At 69.6% G+C, this 23,695-nt stretch carries 24 protein-coding genes and 1 tRNA gene; 6 read left to right on the forward strand and 19 right to left on the reverse strand.

The window, feature by feature from the left end:
- Positions 1-75 precede the first annotated feature (75 nt).
- The 3 genes from cysS (at position 76) to NNW99_RS20710 (ending at position 4,371) form a co-directional block, all read left to right on the forward strand.
- Complete coding sequence (gene cysS, locus NNW99_RS20700; RefSeq protein WP_215120620.1) at positions 76-1,473, forward strand: cysteine--tRNA ligase; 1,398 nt, start codon at positions 76-78, stop codon at positions 1,471-1,473.
- A gap of 130 nt (positions 1,474-1,603) precedes the next feature.
- Positions 1,604-2,539, forward strand: coding sequence for a 23S rRNA (guanosine(2251)-2'-O)-methyltransferase RlmB (gene rlmB / locus NNW99_RS20705; RefSeq protein WP_215120621.1), 936 nt, complete (start codon positions 1,604-1,606; stop codon positions 2,537-2,539).
- Positions 2,540-2,667: 128 nt separating this feature from the next.
- A complete protein-coding gene (locus tag NNW99_RS20710) occupies positions 2,668-4,371 on the forward strand; it encodes a DoxX family protein (protein WP_215120622.1) in 1,704 nt (567 codons plus the stop codon).
- Between the two features lie 88 nt (positions 4,372-4,459).
- Here the strand turns inward: NNW99_RS20710 and NNW99_RS20715 are convergent, their stop codons facing one another.
- The 3 genes from NNW99_RS20715 to NNW99_RS20725 form a co-directional block, all read right to left on the reverse strand.
- The gene (locus NNW99_RS20715) at positions 4,460-5,191 is read right to left on the reverse strand and encodes a nucleotidyltransferase family protein (RefSeq protein ID WP_215120623.1); all 732 of its coding nucleotides are present in this window, start codon (positions 5,189-5,191) and stop codon (positions 4,460-4,462) included.
- Positions 5,192-5,292: 101 nt separating this feature from the next.
- Positions 5,293-5,751, reverse strand: coding sequence for a hypothetical protein (locus NNW99_RS20720; protein WP_215120624.1), 459 nt, complete (start codon positions 5,749-5,751; stop codon positions 5,293-5,295).
- A 219-nt stretch (positions 5,752-5,970) separates the two neighbouring features.
- Positions 5,971-7,053 carry an ABC transporter ATP-binding protein gene (locus tag NNW99_RS20725; RefSeq protein WP_215120625.1) on the reverse strand — a complete coding sequence of 361 codons (1,083 nt, stop codon included), beginning with the start codon at positions 7,051-7,053 and terminating at the stop codon, positions 5,971-5,973.
- A 237-nt stretch (positions 7,054-7,290) separates the two neighbouring features.
- Between NNW99_RS20725 and NNW99_RS20730 the strand changes: the two genes are divergently transcribed.
- A tRNA-Thr gene (locus NNW99_RS20730) sits at positions 7,291-7,364 on the forward strand.
- Between the two features lie 44 nt (positions 7,365-7,408).
- On the opposite strand, the gene NNW99_RS20735 is transcribed toward NNW99_RS20730, so the two are convergent.
- From NNW99_RS20735 to NNW99_RS20790, 12 genes are all read right to left on the reverse strand, one after another.
- Positions 7,409-8,806, reverse strand: coding sequence for a tyrosine-type recombinase/integrase (locus NNW99_RS20735; RefSeq protein WP_215120626.1), 1,398 nt, complete (start codon positions 8,804-8,806; stop codon positions 7,409-7,411).
- 66 nt (positions 8,807-8,872) lie between these two features.
- Positions 8,873-9,073, reverse strand: a complete 201-nt coding sequence (locus NNW99_RS20740) for a helix-turn-helix domain-containing protein (protein WP_003991911.1) — start codon at positions 9,071-9,073, stop codon at positions 8,873-8,875.
- A gap of 245 nt (positions 9,074-9,318) precedes the next feature.
- Entirely contained in the window at positions 9,319-10,473 is a 1,155-nt protein-coding gene (locus tag NNW99_RS20745; protein WP_215120627.1) for a DUF3631 domain-containing protein, read from the reverse strand.
- Positions 10,470-10,889 carry a hypothetical protein gene (locus NNW99_RS20750; RefSeq protein WP_251057878.1) on the reverse strand — a complete coding sequence of 140 codons (420 nt, stop codon included), beginning with the start codon at positions 10,887-10,889 and terminating at the stop codon, positions 10,470-10,472. The genes NNW99_RS20745 and NNW99_RS20750 overlap by 4 nt, the downstream gene beginning before the upstream one ends.
- Positions 10,886-11,839: a bifunctional DNA primase/polymerase gene (locus NNW99_RS20755; RefSeq protein WP_251057879.1), complete on the reverse strand. Its 954-nt coding sequence runs from the start codon at positions 11,837-11,839 to the stop codon at positions 10,886-10,888. Before NNW99_RS20755 ends, NNW99_RS20750 begins: the two co-directional genes overlap by 4 nt.
- A gap of 91 nt (positions 11,840-11,930) precedes the next feature.
- Entirely contained in the window at positions 11,931-12,377 is a 447-nt protein-coding gene (locus NNW99_RS20760) for a hypothetical protein (protein WP_215120628.1), read from the reverse strand.
- Between the two features lie 158 nt (positions 12,378-12,535).
- Positions 12,536-14,617, reverse strand: coding sequence for a plasmid transfer protein TraB (gene traB / locus NNW99_RS20765; protein ID WP_215120629.1), 2,082 nt, complete (start codon positions 14,615-14,617; stop codon positions 12,536-12,538).
- 12 nt (positions 14,618-14,629) lie between these two features.
- Positions 14,630-15,217, reverse strand: coding sequence for a plasmid transfer protein TraA (traA, locus tag NNW99_RS20770; RefSeq protein ID WP_215120630.1), 588 nt, complete (start codon positions 15,215-15,217; stop codon positions 14,630-14,632).
- Between the two features lie 17 nt (positions 15,218-15,234).
- Positions 15,235-15,732 (reverse strand): hypothetical protein, encoded by a 498-nt coding sequence (locus NNW99_RS20775; RefSeq protein WP_215120631.1) that lies wholly within the window; start codon positions 15,730-15,732, stop codon positions 15,235-15,237.
- A 28-nt stretch (positions 15,733-15,760) separates the two neighbouring features.
- The gene (locus NNW99_RS20780) at positions 15,761-16,792 is read right to left on the reverse strand and encodes a phosphoadenosine phosphosulfate reductase family protein (protein WP_215120632.1); all 1,032 of its coding nucleotides are present in this window, start codon (positions 16,790-16,792) and stop codon (positions 15,761-15,763) included.
- A gap of 61 nt (positions 16,793-16,853) precedes the next feature.
- A complete protein-coding gene (locus NNW99_RS20785) occupies positions 16,854-17,744 on the reverse strand; it encodes a DUF2637 domain-containing protein (RefSeq protein WP_215120633.1) in 891 nt (296 codons plus the stop codon).
- The gene (locus NNW99_RS20790; protein WP_215120634.1) at positions 17,741-17,998 is read right to left on the reverse strand and encodes a DUF6284 family protein; all 258 of its coding nucleotides are present in this window, start codon (positions 17,996-17,998) and stop codon (positions 17,741-17,743) included. The genes NNW99_RS20785 and NNW99_RS20790 overlap by 4 nt, the downstream gene beginning before the upstream one ends.
- A 704-nt stretch (positions 17,999-18,702) precedes the next feature.
- Here NNW99_RS20790 and NNW99_RS20795 point away from each other — a divergent pair.
- Both NNW99_RS20795 and NNW99_RS20800 read left to right on the forward strand, forming a co-directional pair.
- Positions 18,703-19,461: an XRE family transcriptional regulator gene (locus NNW99_RS20795; protein WP_215120635.1), complete on the forward strand. Its 759-nt coding sequence runs from the start codon at positions 18,703-18,705 to the stop codon at positions 19,459-19,461.
- Between the two features lie 2 nt (positions 19,462-19,463).
- Positions 19,464-19,937, forward strand: coding sequence for an NUDIX domain-containing protein (locus NNW99_RS20800; RefSeq protein WP_215120636.1), 474 nt, complete (start codon positions 19,464-19,466; stop codon positions 19,935-19,937).
- On the opposite strand, the gene NNW99_RS20805 is transcribed toward NNW99_RS20800, so the two are convergent.
- The 4 genes from NNW99_RS20805 to NNW99_RS20820 form a co-directional block, all read right to left on the reverse strand.
- Positions 19,925-20,491 (reverse strand): HD domain-containing protein, encoded by a 567-nt coding sequence (locus tag NNW99_RS20805; RefSeq protein ID WP_215120637.1) that lies wholly within the window; start codon positions 20,489-20,491, stop codon positions 19,925-19,927. The two genes, NNW99_RS20800 and NNW99_RS20805, sit on opposite strands and share 13 nt — an antisense overlap.
- A gap of 1 nt (position 20,492) precedes the next feature.
- Entirely contained in the window at positions 20,493-20,954 is a 462-nt protein-coding gene (locus tag NNW99_RS20810) for a GntR family transcriptional regulator (protein ID WP_215120638.1), read from the reverse strand.
- 284 nt (positions 20,955-21,238) lie between these two features.
- The gene (locus NNW99_RS20815) at positions 21,239-21,634 is read right to left on the reverse strand and encodes a hypothetical protein (RefSeq protein ID WP_255986516.1); all 396 of its coding nucleotides are present in this window, start codon (positions 21,632-21,634) and stop codon (positions 21,239-21,241) included.
- Between the two features lie 1,124 nt (positions 21,635-22,758).
- Positions 22,759-23,649 (reverse strand): aminoglycoside phosphotransferase family protein, encoded by an 891-nt coding sequence (locus NNW99_RS20820; RefSeq protein WP_370869148.1) that lies wholly within the window; start codon positions 23,647-23,649, stop codon positions 22,759-22,761.
- Between the last annotated feature and the right edge of the window lie 46 nt (positions 23,650-23,695).

Genomic DNA, 23,695 nt, shown 5'->3' on the forward strand with positions numbered 1-23,695 from the left:
CTGCGCGACAAGCCCCCACGCACCCGCACGCGGGAACGGTGCCGTACATACGCCACGGCCTACTACCCTGGTGTCGTGACTATTCGCCTGTACGACACCAGCGCCCGGCAGATCCGTGACTTCACCCCGCTCACGCCGGGTTGCGTCTCGATCTACCTGTGTGGTGCCACCGTGCAGGCCGCCCCGCACATCGGCCACATCCGCTCCGGCCTGAACTTCGACATCCTGCGCCGCTGGTTCGCCTACCGCGGCTACGACGTCACGTTCGTGCGGAACGTCACCGACATCGACGACAAGATCATCGCCAAGTCGGCCGACCAGAACCGCCCCTGGTGGTCCATCGGCTACGAGAACGAGCGCGCGTTCAACGACGGCTACGACGCCCTCGGCTGCCTCCCGCCGACCTACGAGCCGCGTGCCACCGGCCACATCACCGAGATGGTCGAGATGATGCGCGGCCTCATCGAGCGCGGGCACGCCTACGAGGCCGACGGCAACGTCTACTTCGACGTGCGCTCCTTCCCGGGCTACCTGGAGCTGTCCAACCAGGAGCTGGACAACCTCCAGCAGCCGTCCGGCGCCGGCGAGACCGGCAAGCGCGACCCGCGCGACTTCGCCATGTGGAAGGCGGCGAAGCCGGGCGAGCCCAGCTGGGAGACGCCGTGGGGCCGCGGCCGCCCGGGCTGGCACCTGGAGTGCTCGGCGATGGCGCACAAGTACCTCGGCACCGCCTTCGACATCCACGGCGGCGGCCTCGACCTGGTCTTCCCGCACCACGAGAACGAGATCGCCCAGGCCAAGGCCTACGGCGACGAATTCGCGCGGTACTGGGTGCACAACGCCTGGGTCACCATGAGCGGCGAGAAGATGTCCAAGTCGCTCGGCAACTCGGTCCTGGTCAGCGAGATGGTCAAGCGCTGGCGTCCCATCGTGCTGCGCTACTACCTCGGCACCCCGCACTACCGCTCGATGATCGAGTACAGCGAGGAGGCACTGCGCGAGGCCGAGTCGGCGTTCGCGCGGATCGAGGGCTTCGTGCAGCGCGTGGTGGAGAAGGCCGGCGTCGTCGAGCCCGCCCCCGAGGTGCCGCTCGCCTTCGCCGAGGCCATGGACGACGACCTGGGCGTGCCCCAGGCGCTCGCCGTGGTGCACACCACCGTCCGCCAGGGCAACAGCGCGCTGGCCGCCGACGACAAGGAAGCCGCCGTGGCCCGGCTCGCCGAGGTCCGCGCGATGCTCGGCGTCCTCGGCCTCGACCCGCTCGACGAGCACTGGGCCGGGGAAGGCGACCGCGGCGAAGACCTGCACGGCGTGGTCGACACGCTGGTCCGCATGGTCCTCGACCAGCGCGAGGCCGCCCGGGCCCGCAAGGACTGGCCCACCGCGGACGCCATCCGCGACCAGCTCGGCCAGTCCGGCCTGGTCATCGAGGACAGCCCGCAGGGCCCGCGCTGGAGCCTCGGCCCCCGCTGAGACAAGGCCCACGGCTGATCGACTGTGCCGCCCGGGCCTCCGGGCGGCACACTGCAGAGACATAACAAGCACAGACGCAACAGACGTACGCAGACGTACGTACGAACCACTTCACGGAGACGGGTAGCTCATGGCCGCGAACAACCGCCGCATGTCCGGCAAGAAGGGCGCGCAGGTCGGCAGTGGCGGCAAGCGGCGCCGGGGCCTGGAAGGCAAGGGGCCGACGCCGCCCGCCGAGGCGCGCAAGGGGCACGCCAAGCAGCGCGCCGCCCAGGCCAAGTCGCGCCGCGCCCAGAGCCGCACCAAGGGCCCGCGCGCCAAGGGCACCTCGGAGCTGGTCGTCGGACGCAACTCCGTCGTCGAGGCGCTGCGCGAGGGCGTACCGGCCTCCACGCTGTACGTGCAGCAGTTCGTCGACAGCGACGAGCGGGTGCGCGAGGCTCTGCAACTCGCCGCCGAGCGCGGGGGCATCAACCTCATGGAGGCGCCGCGCCCCGAGCTCGACCGGATGACGAACGGGCTGAACCACCAGGGCCTGGTGCTCCAGGTCCCGCCGTACGAGTACGCCCACCCCGAGGACCTGGCCGCTGCCGCCGCCGACGAGGGCGTGGACCCGCTGATCGTCGCGCTCGACGGGGTGACCGACCCGCGCAACCTCGGCGCGGTCGTCCGGTCCGTCTCGGCCTTCGGCGGGCACGGCGTCGTCGTACCCGAGCGGCGTGCCGCCGGGATGACCGCCGGTGCCTGGAAGACGTCCGCCGGCGCCGCCGCCCGTACGCCCGTCGCCCGCGCCACCAACCTGACGCGCACGCTGGAGCAGTACAAGAAGGCCGGCATCGTGGTCGTCGGCCTCGCCGCCGACGGTGAGGCCGAGCTCGGCGATCTGGAGGCCCTCGGCGGGCCCGTCGCCATCGTCGTCGGCAGCGAGGGCAAGGGCCTGGGCCGGCTCGTCGGCGAGACGTGCGACCACCTGGTGCGGATCCCCATGCCGGGCGGCACCGAGTCGCTCAACGCCGGTGTGGCGGCGGGGATCGTGCTCTACGAGGCGGCGCGCCGACGTCGCTGAACAGGCATCCGGAACTTCACCCGTACGGGGTAATTCCGGAGGTGTCGGGGCGACAAGGGCAAGCTTGACGGGGTCCGGACAGATCCGGCCGGTCAAAGCAGTGTCCTATCGCGACGTCACTCGGTTAGATGAGTGTGGACACCAGAACACCCCGCACTCCCACGGGGGACCGCTCGTCGGGACTCGACGACGCTCCCGCGCTGAGCATGGTGAAGGTGCCGAGCGACCCGGCTCAGGTCATCGTCAATCACGCGTCTTTCCGCGTGCAGTTGGGCGTCTCGACGCGTCGCGTCCAGTCCCCACGGGTCGCACGGCACCTGACCGCCAGCGAGGACACCGCCCGCTTCCCCGTCGCCACCGCCGGGGGCGGGGCGGACGGGGCCACCGCCCGTCGCCGGCCCGTCGTCTGGAGCGGCAAGTCAGCGCCCGACGACACCGGCGCCCACCGGCTCCTCCAGGCCGTGCGGCACGAAAGCGTCCGCCACACCGAGGAGCCCGTCGCCGACGCCGGAGCCACCCAGGTCATCGCCCGCCCGGGCACCGGCCACGGCAACACGGGCTACGGCACCACGGGTTACGGCGGCACCGGATACCAGGGCGAGGGCTACGGCGCCGGATACGAGGACGACCTCGAGCAGACGGTCGAGACCCCCGTCGTCGGCCCTCAGCGCACCCACTCAGACGACACCCGGCTGCTGCCCCCCATGCGTACGGTCGGCAGCGCCTACGACGAACCCGCCTACGTGGACGAGGACTTCGAGAACCTCGACGACGGCGCGGACGAGACCGGGCGGGCCGCCAGGCGCCACGCCGACGACCCGGCGCGGCACGCCTACTACCCGGGCCGCCGGATGAACCTCGGCGTCGTCCTGCTCCCGCTGCGCGTGTTCCTCGGCTTCATCTCCATCTACGCCGGCATGGGCAAGCTGTGCGACCCCGTCTACTTCGACGGCGGCAAGCGCGGCTCCATGGTCACGTGGCTCAACACCCTGCACCCCTGGGAAGTCGCCGAGCCGCTGCGCCAGTTCGCCCTGCAGCACCCGGTCGGCTCCGGGCTGGTCATCGCCTTCGCCCAGGTCATCGTCGGTGTCCTGACGGTCCTCGGCTGCTGGCAGCGCGTCGCCGCCTTCTTCGGCGCCCTGCTCTCGGCCGCGCTGCTCGTCACCGTGAGCTGGAAGAGCGTCCCCGCCTACGAGACGCCCGACATCATCTACCTCGCCGCCTGGTCCCCGCTGATCATCGCCGGCGCCCCCGTCTACTCCGTCGACGGCCGACTGGCCGGCAGCGCCTGGCGCCGCCTCGGACCCCGCGCCGACATCTGGGACCTGCGCAGCTACGTACTGCGCCGCGGCGCCCTCGTCACCGCCATCGCCGCGGGCCTCACCCTGCTCGTCGGCTCGCTGCTCGGCGGCGCCGTCCGCGACGCCGACCGGGTCGTCGTCCCCGGCCCCGGCGAGGCCCCGCGCAACGAGCTGCCGGGCTCCCCGCTCCCGGGCGAACCCAAGCGGCAGCAGAAGAAGACCCCGTCGGCCTCCACGTCGCCCACCCAGGGCGCCACGGCCGGCACGGCCAGCCCCAGCGCGGGCACCACGACCCGGCCGGACGCCACCCGGGGCAGCGGCACCGTCACCGGCGGTTCGCCCAGCCAGACCCAGGGCAGCGCGGGCCAGACCCCGCCCCGGCAGTCCTCCCCGGCCGACGAGGCACCGAGCACGACCTCCGGCCCCACGTCCGGCGGCTCCACCACGGGCGGCGGCTCCGGCTCCACCGGCGGCACCGGCGACGGCTCCTCCTCGGGCCAGCCGGGCCTGGTGGGCGGCCTGCTGGGCTAGCCGGCCGACGACAGCGAGAGAGGGCCCGCACCATCAGGTGCGGGCCCTCTCTCGCTCGTCGCGCTCTCTCGCTCGTCGCTCGGGGCTCTCAGCGCCCCTGCGCGGCCAGTTCCTTCGCCGCCTCCGTCAGGTCCTTCGCCGTGTCGATGGCACGCCAGTAGGAGCCCTGCGGGATCGTGAACCCGGCCAGGCGCTGCTCCCGGGCCAGGCGGGGGAACGTCGTCCGCTCATGGTCGCCGCGCTGCGGCAGCAGGCCCGCGAACTCGGGGGAGAAGACGTAGACACCCGCGTTGATCTCGAAGGTCGACGGCGGGGCCTCGATGAAGTCGGTGATGTGGCCGAAGCCGTCCGTCCGCACCGCGCCCCACGGCAGGCGGGGCCGGGCCAGGGCGAGGGTTGCTATGGCGTCGCGCTCGGTGTGGAAGTCGGCCATGTCACGCAGCGAGAACCGGGTCCAGATGTCGCCGTTGGTGGCGTACCAGGGCTGGTCCGGGTGGGGCAGATGAGCCGCGGCGTACTTGAGGCCGCCGCCGCGGCCGAGGGGCTCCGACTCCACGACCGTGGTGACGGAGACGGGCAGATCGGCCGTGTCCAGCCAGGTCTGCAGCACCTCGGCGAGGTGGCCGCAGGAGACCACCACGTCCGTCACGCCCTCTTCGGCGAGCCAGGACAGCTGATGGCCGATGATCGGCGTCCCCGTCCCGGGGATCTCGACCATCGGCTTGGGCCGGTCGTCGGTGTACGGACGGAGCCGGGAGCCCTGGCCGCCGGCCAGAACGACGGCTTGAACGGGGCGGGACGCGGCGCTCGGATCGCTCATGAGACCGAACTGTACGGGGCGTCCCGCCCGGGTTTCGCGGCGGACGAGTGGGTCCCGCGTCTGCCGTGATCGACGTCCCACCCGGTGGCAGGGCGGTGTGCTCAGCGGTGTGCGGCGGCGACGCCTGTGGCGAAGGCGGTGTCGCAGACCGGGCGGGCGTAGGACTGGGCGCGCGTCGGGCCGTAGACCCGGACGGCGGCCTGGCCGAGGGCGCGGGCGAGGGAGGCGCAGTGCCGGGCCAGCGACGGGCGGTCGTCGACGGCCTGCTGGAGGTGGGTGAGGGCGACGCCCGGGTTCTGCTCCTGCAGCTCGGTCAGCAGCTGGTCGCGCAGGACGTCCTGTGGAGCCCGCTTGGCGGCACGCGAGGTGCCGGCGGACATGGCGGTGTCCGCCGCGGTGAGCATCGGGTCGGAGGAGCTCCCCGACCAGTTGACTCGGCTGACCGCGAGGGTCCCGGAGAGCACCAGGACGAGGGGCAGGACGAAGGCGAGGGTGCGGCCGACCCGGCGGGCGGGGCCGCCCCGGCCGCGTCGCGTCTGTTGGGTAGTGGAGTGCTTCACGCGTGTGAGGGTAGCGCGGGGTAATGGAATGTAGACATTTAGTCACCGGTTCGGGGGATGGGCAGGGGCCCATTTTTGGGTAAGGGGTTGACGCACACTGCTCGAAACGTCCGGTCTGCCGGGGTATTTGTCGACAACGAGAAAGGCCCCGCAGCGCTCTGCGGGGCCTTCTTCGTCAACCTGGGTGAATTACCCGAGGTCGGGTGTTTGCGGTTGCCGTCAGTCGGACAGGCGCGCGCCGCTCGACGTAGAGAACACGTGGGTCTCGCCGGAGCGGGGCACGATGTGCAGCTGGCTGCCCTTCTCCGGGACGTCACGGCCGCTGACGCGGACGACGAGGTCCTTGGAGTCGTCGCCGACCTTGGCGGTGCCGTAGACGTAGGCGTCGGCGCCGAGCTCCTCGACGACGTTGACGGTGACGGCGAGGCCCTGCTCGGCGTCGGAGACGTCGAAGTGCTCGGGGCGGACGCCGACGGTGACGGTCTTGTCGGTGGCGGCGGCGATCGCGTCGCGCTGCACCGGGACGACCGACTTGCCGAACTTCACGCCGCCGTCGGTGATCGGCACCTCGACCAGGTTCATCGCGGGGGAGCCGATGAAGCCGGCCACGAAGAGGTTGGCGGGCTTGTCGTACATGTTGCGCGGGGTGTCGATCTGCTGGAGCAGACCGTCCTTGAGGACCGCCACGCGGTCGCCCATCGTCATGGCCTCGACCTGGTCGTGGGTGACGTAGACGGTGGTGATGCCGAGGCGGCGCTGCAGGCTCGCGATCTGCGTACGGGTGCTGACGCGGAGCTTGGCGTCCAGGTTGGACAGCGGCTCGTCCATGAGGAAGACCTGCGGCTCACGCACGATGGCGCGGCCCATGGCGACACGCTGGCGCTGACCGCCGGAGAGCGCCTTCGGCTTGCGGTCCAGGTAGTCGGTGAGGTCGAGGATCTTCGCGGCCTCTTCGACCTTCTGCCGGATCTCCGCCTTGTTGACGCCGGCGATCTTGAGCGCGAAGCCCATGTTGTCGGCGACGGTCATGTGCGGGTAGAGCGCGTAGTTCTGGAACACCATGGCGATGTCCCGGTCCTTCGGCGGCAGGTGCGTGACGTCGCGGTCGCCGATGCGGATGGCGCCGGCGTTGACGTCCTCGAGCCCCGCGAGCATGCGGAGCGAGGTGGACTTGCCGCAGCCGGACGGGCCGACGAGGACGAGGAACTCGCCGTCCTCGATGTCGATCTCCAGCGCGTCAACAGCGGGCTTTTCGGTGCCCGGGTAGATCCGGGTCGCCTTGTCGAACGAGACAGTGGCCATGATGAACTAACCCCTTCTACCGGCAGGAACGTGCCGGACGATCCGAGTAGGAAGGCGGTGCCACGACGGAATTCCGTTGTGGTGTAGTCCACGCGTGTGAACTGGCTCAGGACCGTACCTGGCGTTCACCTGGTCTGTCAGTACCTCCGCCCCTGTGAACTTCGCGGAAATTTTCGACGGGGCCCCTCGGGGACCTGGGTACACTGCTCGGGCACGTGCGGGTGCACACCCGTACGGGCCTCCTTAGCTCAGCTGGCCAGAGCAACGCACTTGTAATGCGTAGGTCGTCGGTTCGAATCCGACAGGGGGCTCTTCCTGCCCCAGGCCAGATGTTCTCTGACCTGGGGTTTTTCGTTCAGCGGACGCGGCGGCGACGCCGGGCGCGGGCCGCGCGGCTGTCCCCGGTCTCAGTTGTGGTCTCAGACGCGGCTTCCGGGACGGCTACCGGGCCCGGCAGGAAGGTGTCTCCCATGCGGAGCATGGCGGCCTTGGCGAGGTGGGACCTGCCCTTGACGTACCGGCGAGTCTGGCCGATCTGGGAGTGGCGGAGGATCTCCATGATCGTGGGGAGGTCCACGCCCAGCTCGTTCAGGATCGTGCCGGCGGTGTGTCGGCTGCCGTCGTGCTGGCGCCGGTCGTCGATGCCTGCTTCTTCGAGCAGGTCCTTGAATTCCTCCCAGTCGTCGCGGGGATCGATCGGCTGGCCGTCCGGCCGGGTGAAGAGCGCGTCATGCTCCTCCCACTCGTCGCCCGCCGCGGCGCGCATTTCCTCCTGCTGCGCCTTGTGCTCCAGCAGGTACGGGATGAACGGGGGCGGGATAGGGACGGCGTTCCGGCTCTTCTTGGTCTTGGGGCGGGTGAAGACGAGACCGCCGCCCTTGCGGTCGGGACAGACACTGGCGTGCTTTGTGCAGTCCCTCAGGCACGGCTTTGGACAACCCCGCTTGTAGCTCTTGTGCGTCCGGCATTCGGGCGGGCAGAGGTCGAATCGGTGAAGTCGTTCGCCGCAGGCGTGGGCGTTCTTGCATCCGTGGCGCCAGGTGAGGCGCTGAAGCTGCCACTGGGGGTGGAACAGCTCGTTGTCGAGGTCGACGTACTTCCATCGGAATCCCAGGGCCTCACCCTGCCGGAACCCCATGCCGACACCGACTACCCACCGCATGAACGTGGGCCGCTTGGCGGCGGCCTCCAGGAAGGCCTTCGCTTCCTCGATCGAGAACGGATTCGTCTCCGTCTCGTCGACGGTCGGCGGGTCCACGAGGGTCGCCACGTTCTCGACGATGATCCGGCGACGGTGGGCGATCTTCAGGGCGCGGGAGAGGATGCGGTGCACCTTGAGGACGTGGGATTCCGCGTGCCCAGCGTCGAGCATCTTGCGGTACATCCGTTCCAGGTGTTCCGGCTGGAGCTTGTCGATTCGGTGCTGGCCGATGCCGGGGATGATGTCGTTGCGGGTCTTGGACCAGTAGTCGTCCAGGGAGCGGGGCTTGAGCTTCAGGCTCGCGATGTCGGTCAGGTAGGTGGTCATCCACTGGGCCACGGTGGGCTTGCGGCCGGCCTTGGGGGCGCGGCCCCGGTCGCGGAGGTCCTCCAGCTCGCGAACCTTGCGCTTGATCTGCGTCTCGGTCTTGGCTCGGCGGTGGCGTCGGTCGGGACTGCCGTCGTCTTTGACGCCCATCGTGACTCGGCCGTGCCACCAGCCGTCACTACCGAGGTAGATGGACGATTCCATGTTCGGTTTGCGGGGGCTCAACGTGCTCCTCCATACGGAAGGCGCCCCCGGACGGGGTGTCCGGGGGCGCCTTGGCGGGGGCGTGGATCAGTGGGAGACCGGTTCGAGGGCGTTGACGTACGCCTCCAGGTCGCTGCGACGTATGCGGCGGGAACGACCCCGCTTGACGTACCTCAGGACCCCTTCGGCCATCAGCTCGTAGACGGTGGAGCGCCCGAACCGGAGAACCGTGGCGGCTTCCGTCGGGGTGTAGAGCAACTGGTCGGAGGGCGGGAGCGCGGTGCTCATGAAGACTGCCTTCCTGATCGGAGACTCTGGGGGAGGCGGGCCCCCTTGCCCGTAGGTCCGCTACATGCGCCACTGCTGCTACGTCGCAGGTCAGAGCGGGTTTCCGGCGTAGCGGTCGCGCGGGATGTAGCGGATGGGTCCGCTACGCGCTCGGGGGCTGTAGCGGTTCTGCGGTGTCTGTAGCGGGGGCGTAGCGGGTTACGCGGGTAACAGCCGCTACGCCGTTTCCGCTGGTCAGAGGGTGGTCAGTCGGTGGTCGTGGCGGGTGTAGCGGACTCCGTCGGCGCGGGGCAGTAGCGCTTCCACGCGTCGTGCAGGTCGGCGGCGTAGTAGCCCTTGACGACTCCGGCGCCGGTGCGGATGTTGCGGGCCCTGATCGGGGTGTTGTCGGCGGTGACGTACTCCCCGAGCCGCTTGGCGAGTTGCCGGGAGTCGAGCGGCTTGCCGCCCATGTCGGCCCAGGGCGCCTCGTCCATGGCGTTGAGCGCGGCGAGGATCTGCGCGGTTGGCATCCGGTCGGCGCCGTTGAACACCATGTCGCGCAGGTCGGTCAGCAGCCGGATGCCCAGGGACGCCTTGTCCCCCACGGTGGCGGCGGCGACCAACTCGGCGCACGCTTCGCGCGCTCGCTGTGGCCAGTCGCCTCCGGCAGCGTCGGCGATGGCGAGCAGCGGTTCCCACACGTCCGCCGGCCGGTCCGAGACGCCCTCGGGCATCTCGGGGAAGGCGTCCTGCACCTGGTCGCGGACGGTGTCCGCCCAGGCGGCGAGCTGTTTGCGCAGGGCGCGCCCCTGGGGTTCGTGAAGACGGCTCCGGAAGGATTCCACGGTCTCGTTGGGGGCCCGCCGGCGCATGCGGATGATGACCGAGCGGGTCAGGATCGTGTCCGGGAGCCAGCCGAGACCGGCGACAGCGACCGCGGCGTACGAGGGAAACGCCTGCACGCTCTGGTTGCCACCGTCCCCAACGCACCGGTACGAGACACCGGTTCGGCGGTGACCGGCGTTGAGCAGGCCGCGCAGTTCCTCGTTGTCCTTGGCCTTGGGGCCGAACACGGTATCGATCTCGTCGAAGAGGATCGTGGGCCGTCCGTCCTCCATTCCGGAGACTGCGCGGAACAGGGCGGCGGGCGAGGCGTTGACGGCCACCATGGGCTGCGGGACCAGAGTTCCGCAGATCTCCAGCGCGCGGGTCTTGCCGGAGCCCGGCTCGGGGGAGAGGAACGCCAGGCGGGGGGTGGACTCGAACGCGTCCAGCAGGTGCGCGTGCGCGTCCCACAGGGTGACGGCGACGTAGGCGGCCTCGGTCGGGAAGACGTTGAAGCGGCGGTGGAACGCTTCGACCTCGTTGAGCAGGGCGGCGCCGTCGATGGACGGGGCGGCCTGAGTGTTGTCGGTCATGCGGCGTTCCTCCTTTCGGTGTGCGGGGCGGGAGCTCCCTTGCAGGCGTGCTGGTGGGCGTCGTAGTCGGCGACCAAGGCGGCCACGGCGTCCTTGCCGCGGGCTGCGCCGGTCTGTCCGCAGGGGCAGGCGTAGGCGGCAGTGGGCAGGGCGCCGGGCTTGGTGGACCAGCGGGCGCCGTCGTAGTGGTGCCGGTAGACGGGCGGGGCGAAGATCCGGATGCCGGGGGCGTCCGGTGTCGGGTCGGCTCCCGGCCGTGCCGGGGACCGGTTCGAGCGAAGGGCAGTGGGGACGCCCTTGCGGGCGGCGCCTTTCGGCTCGCCCAGGGCCGCCGGGTCCACAGGCTGTGGAGCGGCGCGCGGGCCGGTGGTGGGGGCTGTGGGGCAGTCCAGGTGGGGGGAGTTGGGGCCGGTCATGAGGCTGCCTGCCGTGGTGTGGCGTGGGCGATGACCCAGTCCATGGCGCTGCGGATGGTCGCGCGGCACTCGGCCGGCGGCAGGCCGGTAGTCTCCCCCGCCGCCTGGATTGCCTGCTCTGCCACGTCCCGGGGGAGGTGGCCCCATGCGACGAACCGTGCGACCTTGCAGGCGCTCTTGTGCAGGGTGTTGTTGCGGCCGTTGGGCCCGCCCTCGGTCGCGCCTGTGATGACCGCGCATTCGCGTTCCAGAGCCACCTGGGCGGCGCGGGTGCCGTCCCGCACGGGCGCCAGTTCCACGACGGCGGGCTTGGGCTGCTCTGTGAGCAGTGGGGCCAGCCATGCCGGGAGCGGAGCCACGGGCGCCTCGTCGGTCACCTCGTAGGTGCCGTCGGGGGTGGTGCTGCCGGGGGCGACGACGTAGCCGCCCCAGGCGCGGGTGTCGATGTGTGGCCCGAGACGGTTGGCGCTGTTCTTCAGCCGCACCCCGGGCGGGGCGGTGAAGTACAGGTGTTCCCCGCCGCGTGCGGTCCGCACCCGGTAGGTGGTGGGGACGGTCTGGCCGGTGCGCTCGCAGAGCGCTTCGAGGGAAGTGGCGCCGTCAGGCGCTCCTTCTGGCTCTTCGGGCTTGCACACGTCGAGGTCGATGACGAGCAGTCCGGCCGGGCCGGTCGCGATGCCGACGTTGTAGGGGCGCGTCGCCCATGTGGCGTGGATCAGGTCGGGGGTGGTGGTGGCGCGCTGCTCGGGCTTGCGGTGCCCGCTCGCGCAGCGCCCGGTGCCGGGGCAGGCCCGTTCGGCGTGCCCGGCCGGCCGCTTCGCGTACGGGTGCAGCGGGATGACCGGCCAGCCGCGCTCAGCCGCCGTGAGGGCGGAGGCTAACAGCGGCAGACAGGCCAGATCGGCAGTCAGGATGCTGCCTACTCGCCGGACGCTGGTGGGATGGGTCATGCTGGGTGCCCTCCAACAGGTCTGTAGTGGGCTGGTTGGGCAAGGGCGGTCCCGGGTCTTTGGCGAGATGTGGGGACCGCCCTTGGCGTAGCTAGCTGTGGAACTTGTTCCGCTTGATGACGGCCTTGCGGATGTTGACCGTGGTTCCGCCCTGGTGGCCGCTCGCGCTGAAGACCTGCACGGTGATCCAGCCGCCGAAGATGACGGCGGCGAGGGTGATGAGCTGGGTGACGAACGCGGTTAGGGCCGCGATGAACGAGGTGAGCAGCAGCAGGCCGCCGCAGACGGCGAGGAACCCGATGCCGCCGAGGGCGACGTTCACGGCCGTGCGGGAGATCGGCGGCTTGGTCGCGATCGGTTCGGGCTGGACGGGGTTGATGGCGTAGCCGGTGACGACTCGCCCGTCGGGCAGGACCACGCTCGCGACGGCCGGCACGGTGTGCGGCTGGACGGGGACGATCGGCGCGGCCGGCAGGTGCGTCGGTATCGGCTGGGGGTGGTGGACTTCGATGGCCGTGGGCTGTTCGGGGCGGGCCACGGTGGTTGCCTCCGGGATGGGGGCGGGCCCGCGTCACGGTGGTGGCGCGGGCCCGTTCGGGTGGGGTGTCAGGGGGTGTCAGCGGGTGGTGTCAGGAGTGCGTGACACCGCGTGTGCCTAGGGGTTTGGGTGTCAGGGGGCCGTGACGGTGTCAGGCGTCAGGCGGCCGTCAGGGCCGGGACGATGCGCCACCGGCCGGTGGTGTTCGTCGGCTCCAGGCGGCCGTCCTCGTAGGCCTCCTTGAGCCGTGCGGAGACCCACGGCCGGGAGAGCTGGTTGCGGTCGCACCAGTCGTTGAAGTCCTTGGGACCGACGACCATGTGCCCGTCCCGCTCGAACTCTTCCAGCGCCTGGGCGAACAGGCGCCGGGCCTCGTCCGGCTTCGGCTTGCGGCCACTGTCCTGTCCGAAGATCGGGGCGTCGTCGCCCTGCTCGGGCTCGGGGAGTTCGGCTTCGGGGTCGATGTGGTCGTCCTCGGGGTCGACCAGGGGCCCGTACCCGGTGTCGTCCATGTCGTCCTCATCCGTGGCGGTGTGCGCGGTGGGATTGCCGTAGGGGAGGCTGCGGCCGGTGTAGGCGTTGCCGGCGACGCTGGAGGCGGCCCCGGCGGTGACGGGGTCGGCCTCGGCGCCGTTGCGTTGTGCCCAGTCGGCGAGGACCTCCATGCGGGAGATCGCGTCGCGGCCGAATCCCCAGGTGCGGCCGGGTGAGGCGTAGCGGGTCTCGTCGATGCCCGGGGTGACGAGGTAGCAGTAGCCCGGGCGGCGGTTGCCCCAGGCGCCGGGGTGGGCGCCCGCGTCCAGCACCGTGTCCGGCAGGGAGAACGACTCATCACGCGGGTCGCAGCCGAGCGCGATCACCGACGGCAGAGAGGCCCGCGTGCTGGTGGACATCTGGTCATACGACGGCCGCTGAAGCGACACGATCAGCGAGACACCGGCGGACCGGGCCTCCTGCGCGATGCCCGTGAACGCGTCGTCCCCCAGGGCCCGCAGGGTGCTGGCGGCCTCCTCCATCCACGCCACCAGGTACGGCGTGCCGGGGCAGCCGCAGGCACGGCCGTCCGGCCGGCACGAGTGCTTGGGATCGTTCTGCACTTCGGCGGCCGCGGGGACCCATTGGCGGTAGTTGTGCTGTCCCAGCCACCGGGTGCGGGCGGGGATGACGGCCTGGATCGCTTCCACCATGACTTCGGTGGGGGTTCCGCCTTCGGCGGCCCAGTCGATGCCGGGCAGCAGCGGGCGGAAGTCCTGGAACATCTTCGGATCCGACAGCCACAGCAGCACATCCCGCCGGGACAGGATCTCCGTCTGGAGGTTCAGGGCCGTCTCGCCCTTGCCCGACCCGGTGCCGCCCGCAACCAGCACGTGCGTGCCGTTGCGGCCGGCGTCTGGGTCCCCGGGCAGCCACAGGTACATCGGGGAGCCGTCGTCGTAGCGGCCGATCACCAGCGGATCGGCGATCGAACCACCGAGGTTCGACGGTCCCTCCCAGTACGCGGCCTGGGCGAGCATGTCCTCAGGCACGATGACCAGTTCCCCGCGCCGGGAGGAGTCAGGGTCGGGCTGGTAGCGCACGGCGGAGGTGGGCAGGTCGAGGGCGGAGGCGATCCGGGCCAGGGCCTTGGACACGTCGTCGTTGGTCTGCTCACCGGCCTCTACCGCGAGCGGGGCGGTGACCCGGTTGGGCTCCACCTTCGCCTGCCCGATCTGCGCCCGGGCGAGCCCGACCTTCTCCAGCAGGCCCTTGTCGCCGCTCTCGCCGGGGGCCTCGTGGTTGCGGCGCAGGATCATGCGGATGTTCCACGAGAGCGCCAGTGCCGGGGCGCCCATCATGTACAGGTCGGGCAGCGGTCCGGCGGTGGGCCCGGCCAGGCACGCGGCCGTGGTCCAGGCCGATGCGGACGCCACCGTGATCGCGGAGTGGAGGCGGCGCTGGGCGGTGGTGGACTTGCCCATCCACCAGGTGGCTCCGGTGAGCATGACGGAGGCGAGGGTGAGGCCGACCCCGGCCGCCGCGCTTTCCTCCCACTTCAGGCTGCCGAGCCCGCCGGCGATGCCGATGCCGGCGGCGGCCAGCCACGGTGGCAGGTGCGGCATCGCCCGGGACAGGAGGTAGCCGCCCACCCCGCCGCCGGCGGGGGACTGGCCGGGGAGGAGGCCGTCGCCTCGGTATTCGGCGACGAGGCCGTTGTCGAGGAAGTCGGTGTGCCGCACGCGGCCGTTGCTGTTCCTTGCCATGGGTCGGCCTCCTTACTGCTGGTCCCAGTTCATGACCGGCTGCTTCGGCTTGCGGGCACGGTGACGGACGCGGTTGATCTCTTCCTCGAATTCCTGCTGGAACGTGGCGTAGCAGGCGGCGGCGTTCTTGGCGGCGCTGCGCAGGTCATCGGCGGCTTTGTTCATCTTCCGGGCGACCTTGGCCGCGCGGATCCGGGAGCCGAACGCGCGGCCCTCGGGGTCCGGCACGGCGGCGAGGACGCCCTTGAGGATCTCGGTGCCCATAGCGACCTCGATCGAGAGCGTCACGGCCGCGGCCCGCAGGGTGTTGCAGTAGTTCCGCACCTGCGCGGGGGAGGTGAAGTCGGGTGCGGGGAGCAGGGCTTCGGCGTGCGACCGGCGCCCGTTCGAGCCGGAGCCGCGCTTGTTGTTGTTCACGGTGACGTTGATCGGTGGGACCATCGAGCCGCCCAGCGCCCCGACGAAGCCGCCGGCGACGGCCCCGGCGTTGGCGAACTTGTTGCTCTTGTGGCCGGTCTCGTCGATGAGCGGGCGGCCGGCGTGCTGGGCCTGGCGGTAGCGCCGGTTGGCGGCCCGGTTGGCGGATCCGTTGTCTGCCATGTGGCGATCTCCTCAGGTCAGTGGGACGGGCGGATGATGAGCCACGCGGTCTGCGCGGCGATGAGGATGAGCAGCCACAGCAGCGCGAGCGATCCGTTCAGCGGCCCGAACCCGGCGGCCAGCGCCAGCCACACAGCGGCGGCCGTGGCAAGCACGGTCAGGCCGATGCGCCAGCCGAGCGCGGCGGCGCGGGCCGGGCGACGGCGCTGCATGACCAGCAGCCACACCACCGGCACCGCCGCCACGGGGGCGACAACCAGGGACGACCACCAGGCGATGGCGTGCAGGAGCCCGGCCACCAGGAACGCGAGCACGGAGAGGCCGGTGGGGGCGAGGGCGCGGCGGAAGTGCCACAGGCCACGACCGATGAAGCCGAGGGCCTCGCGGGTCAGGGAGGGGCGCTCGGGGACGACGATCACGAACGGGTCGGAACGGCGGCCACGCTGACGAGGGATACGGACGGTGTGGACGCCCGCCGCCGTCTTCACGGAGCGGGCACGGGTACGGCTGGACACAGCGAACTCCCGATGAAGTCGGTGGGTTTCAGGCGGCGGGCTGTTCGTCGGTGCGGGTGAAGGTGGCGAACTGATTCGGGGTGATCAGGCCGGACTCGCGCCATTCGGCGAGCAGGTCGGCTTGGCCCTCGATGCCGTCGCACTTGCGGCAGAGCCGCCCGGCCGGGCGGCGACTGCGCGGGCCGGGCGGACGCTGACCCCACTTGCAGGCGGGCAGACCGAGCGCTTCGGCCTCGCGCTCAAGCTCCCGCAGGGGCTTGGCGGCGTGGGGGTAGAAGAACTCGATCTCATCGAGCTCATTGGGCTTGGCGAACGCTCCGCACAGGCACTCCCCGGACATGTGCAGGTGAACGGTGACTTCGTTCAGCGGCAGCGCGTCCAGCCAGCACAGTTGGTGCTCGGCGTGTTGGTGCGGGAGGGTGCAGCGGTGCCGGTCGCGGTATTCGCGCATGTGGGCATCGGTCCAGTGCACGATCGGGGACACCCAGAGCAGGGCGCCCTCGCGGTCGACCTCTTCGGCGTTGCGGAAGCGCCGGTCGGTTTCCGCCCAGCGCATGCCGCCCAGGTAGACGGCATTGCGACTACGCCCGTGACGGCCGATGATCTGCCCGCGCAGGCGCTGCAGCGGCTCATCCTTCAACCTGCGGTACATCACGCTGTGCCCGGCCGGGCCGGGGAAGCCCTTCCACACCTGCCGGCCAATGTTCTGGCCCCGAGTGGAGAGCACGTTGCCCAGCACGAGATCCCGGTAGGAGTTCTTCGGGTGCAGCTCGTGCAGGGGCAGGCCCCAGGCGGCGACCACGTCCCGGACGTGCTGGGTGGTCTCCGGGATCCCGGTTCCGGTGTTGACGTGCGCGATCGCATCCACCCGGTGTCGGAAGAGATGGTTGACGACCACGGAGTCGTTGCCGCCGGAGAACAGCCCGATCGTGGCCACGACCGGGAACGCGGCCAGCACCCGGTCATAGATCGCGAACGAGCGAGCGATCGCCTCATCCAAGGTCATCGCCTCGGGTTCGGCTTCCGCCTTGGGCGGCTTCTTCGGCAGCAGGGAGGGCATGCCGGGGAACATGTCCCCGGCCGACTGGCGCCGCTTGTTGCGTGCAGTCACCTCAACCCCCTCAACCGGCGATCGCGGTGGGGAAGTCGGCAAGGTACGGCTCACGCGCCTTGACCCGGCCGCGCGCCGTGCGGGCCGTCGACTCCGATGCACCGAGACCGAGCCCGGCCATGGCCATCGTCATGCGGGCGGTGTTCGGCTGAGTGAAGTCGGTCCCGTACAGCGCCCGCACCACCTGATCGACCCGGTTCGGGTAGATCACCGGCATGCATAGGTCGACGGCCGTCGAACGCGCTTCGACGGCAACCGGCTCGGCATCGACGGGCGCCGATGCGCCCTCGACGCCCACCGGCAGAACGGGCAACTCCCCCGCCGCTTCCGGCTCCGACAGGGACGGCGCTGCGGGTGCGGCCGGCGGCCGGTCGACGCTGACGTTGACGGGCGTCGAGGGTTCGTTGACGCCCGGCGGCGGGGTGGTGACGCCCGTCAATGCCTTGCGGGCGAGGTAGGCATGCACCTGCCGCATCAGCGCGCCGAACGCCAGTAGTGCCGCCACCGGCGGAACGGCGGCGACCACGTAGTCCAGGGCGTTGGCGTCCTTGCCGACCCCGGCCACGTTCAGCGCGATCGAGGCCCCGTCACCTGCGGTGACCAGGCCGATTGCCCACCAGTCGACCTTGTGGGCAAGCGAGGCACGCAGGATCAACAGCTCACCGATCACGATGAACAGATCCACGGTGGCCGGCCACGCCCACGAGCGGGCGACGGCGTCGGCCATGCCGTGTTCGGCGGCGACTTCCTGCAAGTGCTCGTAGGACAGCCAGAACGCCACCGCCGTGAGCACCACCGTGAGTACGGCCGCGATGACCGTGATCCCGTGCTCGGCATTGACGGGCGTCGACCGGGACTCGACGCCTGTCGACCCGGTGTCGACGTAGGCGGACGCGCTCATGCCGCCCCCGCCACAATCTTGTTGGTCAGGTCCCGACGGGCGACCAGCACCTGACGCCGGGCCCGCCGCAGCCGCCGCGCGTCGAACGCCGTGACCGGCCTGTCCAGCAGACTGATCTGCGCGTCAAGCAACTCGACGTCAGCCTCGATCAGCGGCATCTCCTGCTCGATCGCATCCAGCTCCGCAAACGACGGCTCGCGGTCCTGCTCGGCCGCGTCGATGTCGGACTGCGAGTGAAGGGGGAGAATCTTCATGGGTCGTGGTTCCTCTCGAAGGGTGAACGGCCCGACCGCGGCTCCCGGGTGGCACCCCGGGGGCCGCTCGCCGTTGAAGCGGGGAACGTCTCGGCTCCCCACACCCCGCCCGTACGGACCCCGCGCGGTACGCGGGCCCGGACGGGCGAGGGAGGCAACCGGCCGCAGCGCTAGCCGCTGCGATGGCAGGACGAGAGCGGACCGTTCGGCCGTGAGCGTGCGTGCCGCTCACGGACCCGGGTGACGTCCTGGCGCCCGCCGGCCGGTCCATGACGGCGGCGCCCATGGTCTTCGTCGGTGCACTGGAATACCTCTCAGGCGAGATGAACAGGGATGAAGCACTGCAAGGGGGACCACGTCCCCACCCTCCGGCCGTTGCTCGCGGTCGCCGGGCCACCTCGCCAGTACGGGCCGAAGCCCTGTTCTGCCTGGCCTTCAGCGGGATTGCAGCGTCCCCGCCTTCTGCGCATGCGGCATGAAGCCGCGTTCCGACCGAGGTGGTCGGCATGTGCAGTACCTGTTTTACAGGTACTGCATGAGGGTCCGTCAAGTACGCCGACGGAACCTCCTGGTTTCGCGCCGGAACTTCTTGGCGCACATTCAGAATCGCTGCTGGTCAGGGGAGTTGGTTACCCCGCGCATAGACAGCTGTCGGTCTTCTAGTTACGGTCAAGAAGTCCCTAGAAGTCCCTACGGGGGTGCAGATGTCGAACGAACGTTTACGGTCCGCCCTCCTCGCCCGCGGCATGACCGTGCAGAGCCTCGCCGAAGAGATCGGCGTCATCCCGAAGACGATCGAACGCTGGATCACGCAGGGCAAAGTCCCGTACCGGCGTCACCAGTACGCAACGGCGGCGGCGCTGAACGTCGACGTGACGACGCTGTGGGATGACAGCCGTGCTGTCGAAAGCGCAGCGGATCTAACCAAAGCGGAGATCGCGGCTGTCTACCCCCACCGGCACGTCGTGCCGTCAGCCCTCTGGCGCCAGATGTGCGAGCGCGCCACGGAGCGCATCGACATCCTCGTGTACGCCGGTATCTACCTGGCGGAGGACCCGCTCTTCTTCTCGACGCTGAAGGAGAAGGCCGAGAGCGGCGTCCGCATTCGAGTGCTGATGGGCGATCCGGAGTGCGAAGCCGTCGTCCGACGCGGCATCGACGAAGGGCATCGCATCATGGATGGCAAGATCCGTAATGCGTTGGTGAACTACCGCCCACTGTTCACCAGCCACCCCGAGATTGCCTTCCGCCTGCACGACACGGTGCTTTACAACTCGATCTACCGGGCTGATGACGAGATGTTGGCCAACACCCACGTGTACGGCATCGGCGCCTACATGGCACCGGTGTTCCATCTGCGGCGCCTCCCAGGTGGTGGTCTGTTCGACACCTTCGCCAATAGCGTTCAGCAGACCTGGGAAGGCGCCAGGCCAGTAACCGAACGCGACATCACGGGAGCTTGAGCATGGGACGCATCGACTACTTGCACGACCCGGACGCCCCGCCGGCCAACTCGGTCGTGCCGTCCGTCGTCGCGTTCGTGCAGAGGGATGCAGGACAGGTGCTGATGATTCAGCGCTCCGACAACGGGCGCTGGGCACTGCCTGGTGGCGGTCACGACGTGGGGGAGTCGATCAGCGACACTGTCGTGCGCGAAGTCTGGGAAGAGACCGGGATCAAGGCGGAAGTCGTCAACATGTCCGGGATCTACACGGACCCCGGGCATGTGATGCAGTACGACGACGGAGAGGTACGCCAGCAGTTCAGCATCTGCTTTCGCGCGCGGCCGGTCGGAGGTGAACTCCGCACGAGCAACGAGACGACTCAGGTCCGCTGGGTCGACCCAGCGGACCTGACGACGTTGGACGTGCACCCCACGATGCGGCTCCGGATCGAGCACGCCCTGGACCGGGCGCGCACTGCTCCCTACATCGGCTGACGCTTGACTGTGGCGACCCGTTCGAGTACGCGGGATGTACAGGCCAGGATCTCCGGTTCGGCCCGGCGGATGAACTGCCCGATCAGGCTGTCCGGCCCGTACCGACCGGCGATCTCGTTGATCCGGTCGATCGGGTTCGTAGACGTGCCGTCTGGTGTGGTGTTCATGTCGCAGTAGCAGAGCGCGTCGTTCAGGTGCGCGCTCTCGCGAGGGAACTCGCCCTCCAGCTCCTCGCGCATGCCGCGCGCGTCCGCCTCCATCCAGGCGCAGGAGTGGTGGGCGACGAGGTTGATGACCCGTTCGTCGGCGCTGGCCACGTCCCGGAGGTAGCGCGCGCCGTCCAGCGGGTGAAAGCCGGTCTTGGCGAGGTCCGGCGCGTAGCCGATGTCGTGCAGGACCGCCGCGGCCTCCAACAGGTCCGCGTCCTGTCCGAGGACGAGCGCGATCGTGCGCGCCCTCTCGGCGACCCCCAGGCAGTGCTTCCACCGCCGCGGCAATGGCTCGGCGAGCAGGGACTCAGCCAGGGGATAGGCCCACTCGGTCAACTTCGGCAAGCTATGAACGCTCCTCTCGCGTCGGCACAGCGCGGACCGTCCGCACCCTGCCCTGTCCGCCCCCCGCCAGCATGCCGGCGGTCTCCAACTTCTCCAGTGCCTTGGTCACTGTGGGGCGTGAGACCCCGAACCGTTCTGCCAGCACAGAAGTGCTGGGGAATGGTTGCCCCACTTCGAGACCGTCAGCCGTGATGATGTCCGCGATCCGCTGTTCGAGCGGGCGCCGTTCGACCGCCACCCCAGCGCGTATGACACGCCACCGTCCGCCCGGCACCGGTTCAGCCACACCCTCCTGCCTCAGCACAGCGAAAGCACGGAGCGCGACCCCCCGGGAAACCTCGTGATCCCTCATTACCTCAGAGAGAGCCGGCAGTTCCGCCATGGCTGGGTTCGTTTCGATCCAGGCTTTCAGAGTGTCGGCGATCTTCAGGAAGGTCCCCCGAGGGTTGGCCTGCCGTGACACTCGCTCTCCCTCTCCGCTCGCTCGTCGCTAGATCTAACACTCCCACGACTCATGACCGGCGCGGAGGGAGGACGGACGGACCATCCCCGACCTTCTTTGAGCGCTGGGCGAAGAGGCTCGTTAGCGGCTCGCTCAAGTGATGAGGTCCGCAGACTGAGCAGGCAGGCTCTCTGATCCTCGGATTCATGCCGAGGTGAAAGGTGCGGTCAACTCGCCAGCAAGCACCAGCCACGGACGCCAGTTGGGGCGGGCTGCAGCCCGCCCCAACTGGCGTCCGGCAACGACTAGCAGGGCACCATGCGCTCGATTGCGCCAGCTTCCGCCCTGATCTGCTTGTTTACAGAGGACCAAGCCTCTTGTGCCAACGTAGGCTCGGATGCGGGAAGTGGCCCTTCCACTACGATCTTCGCCTGCCCCTTTTGCACAATGCCTCGGTCCTCATGGGCCATGACCGCGTCTACAGGGCGGTTGACCAGCAGCCCTGCCTCGAAGTGCCTAAGCGCATTGCCATGCAGCTTCTTGAGCTGGCGAGCCTCAGACCGTGAAATCGACACGTACACCCACATGCTGTACTCATTCACGGCACCATCGATGCAGGCAAAGAAGTAGTAGCGCGGCAGGAAGCGGTGCCTCAGGATGCCCTCTGTCGGCATGTCGTAGTAGTTCAGCTCACGGATCATGCGAACGGAGTTAGAGGGAAGCCACGGCCGAGCTTCAAGCTCCAGAACGATTCGTTCCATCACCTACCCGTTCCCTTCCTTCCGGGAGTGCGTCGAAACACTCTCCAGCCACTCCGGATCTTCAGTGAAGCACTGGTCAAAGCGCTTCGCATCTTCCGGCGCCCAGTCGCCGCGACCTGGGATTGACACCACAACATGGTTCGGGTTGCCCTGTGTGGGCTTAGGCACTACTACGAAACCAGACTCTCTGAGTCTCCCCACTGTGGTCCATCTCACGCCATCCCCCTCACGTGGCGCCTGAAGACCTACCACCCTGTGCGCTCGTTCAGCAGACAGCCGCCCTCGCGTCATCGAGACTTCCCCCTTGTCCCTGTCTCGGGGGGAAGCGCGAAACGCTGGTCCGCCCTTCGGACGAGTGTTGTTTCCGTACTGAGACAGCTCAAGATCGTCTTCGAGGTGCTCTCTCTTGCGTCTCCAGCCGAACGCCATATCCCCCCTCACACCCAGAGTGCACTGACCGACGACTGTGTGTGGAGAAGTTGGGCTCTTTCACGGTAACGAGAGAAGGTCACGATATGATAACGGACCGCCTGTGCATTTGACTACACCCCACCCCCGCTGGGCGTCGACCAGCGTCTTCACTCACGGTTGGTACGTAAGTTCATAGCGTAGCGAACCAGTCGGGGGGCGTGAAGCTCGTCACTCACTTCGGTGCAGTCTTGGACGCGCGTGCGCGGTGAGCGCTTGATCGAATTCTGCGTGAGACGAGGGCGGCATGTACTTGGGTGGTCGCGTCGTGGCAACGATTGTGTCGTGAGGGCGCTCATGCAGCATGTCGCATGGACATGGCTGGTGATAGTGAGGTTGGTGGCTGGCAGGAGCCCAGCACCCCAGGAGCCGGCGGGTGGGTCTCACTTGCGGTCTCATTGAGTGCGAGGTCCGCAGCGATCCGACAACGTCCGCAGGTGACCGCTGAGCCCGTTAAGCACGGTCTTGTGGGGTCAGGAAACTGCTGTGGACTGTGACGGACCAAGATCGGACAACTTGTAATGCGTAGGTCGTCGGTTCGAATCCGACAGGGGGCTCTTCCCGCCCAGGCCGGACCTCTCCGGGCCTGGGCTTTTTCATGCGCTGCGCAGGCGGCGGGCGATTTCGAGCTGGTCGTTGTCGAGGGGGCGGTCGTCCTCGATGTCCCACAGGGTGTTCTGGAGGAGGCGGGCGAGGGTCCAGGCCCGGGCTCGGGGGCGGTCCAGGGCGAGGACGTCGGTCATGGCGTCGAAGCGCCAGAGGATGTCGTCGGGGTCGTAGCGGTTGTCGAGGGCCGGCCAGAGTTCGAAGCCGGGGTCGCCCGCGAGGGGCTTGGGGTCGATCGCGAGCCAGGGGGCGCGGTCGGAGGCGAGGACGTTCTCGTCGTGGAGGTCCCAGTGCAGGAGGCGGTCGCCCGGTTCGTCGACGACCTCGCGTACGGCGGCCGCGCAGTCGGCGACCAGGCGGCGGGACTCGGGGTCGGGGATGCGGGCGAGGGCCCAGGGGGTCTGGTCGAGCATGGCCCGGGCGATGTCGCCGAGGCGGCGCAGGCCGGGCGGGGCGGGAAAGGAGGTGAGGTGGGCGAGGAGCTCCGCGATCGTGACGACGGCCTGGTGGGTGTCCGGCACGTGGGACAGCATGCGGGTCTCGTCGAGACGCTCCAGCAGCATGGTGCCGGTCGGCTCGTCGTGGTCGAGGAGACGGACCGCTCCGCCACCGTTCCAGACGCGCAGCGCCACCGGTTCGCCCTCGCTCTCCTCGTCGAGGATCTGGAGCTTGAGGACCGCGGGGCTGTGGCCGGGGCGGAGCACCGGGAGCACCAGGGCGGAGACGCCGTGCATGGGAGGGCCGTCGGGTTTCAGCTTCCAGCGGTCGAGGAAGTGGGCCGTCTGCTCCGGCAGCCCGGCGATGAAGTCGCGGCCCGCCTCGCCGTTGAACTTCTCCTGTGATGCTGCCAGTTCGCGGGGGATGTCGATCACTCCCGGCACGGTAGTGGGGTGTGCGGGGTGCGGCACATGAATTTGGGGCCGGCCG

It is taken from the genome of Streptomyces sp. CRCS-T-1 (assembly GCF_024442335.1).
In the GTDB taxonomy this organism is placed as follows: Bacteria; Actinomycetota; Actinomycetes; order Streptomycetales; family Streptomycetaceae; genus Streptomyces; species Streptomyces koelreuteriae.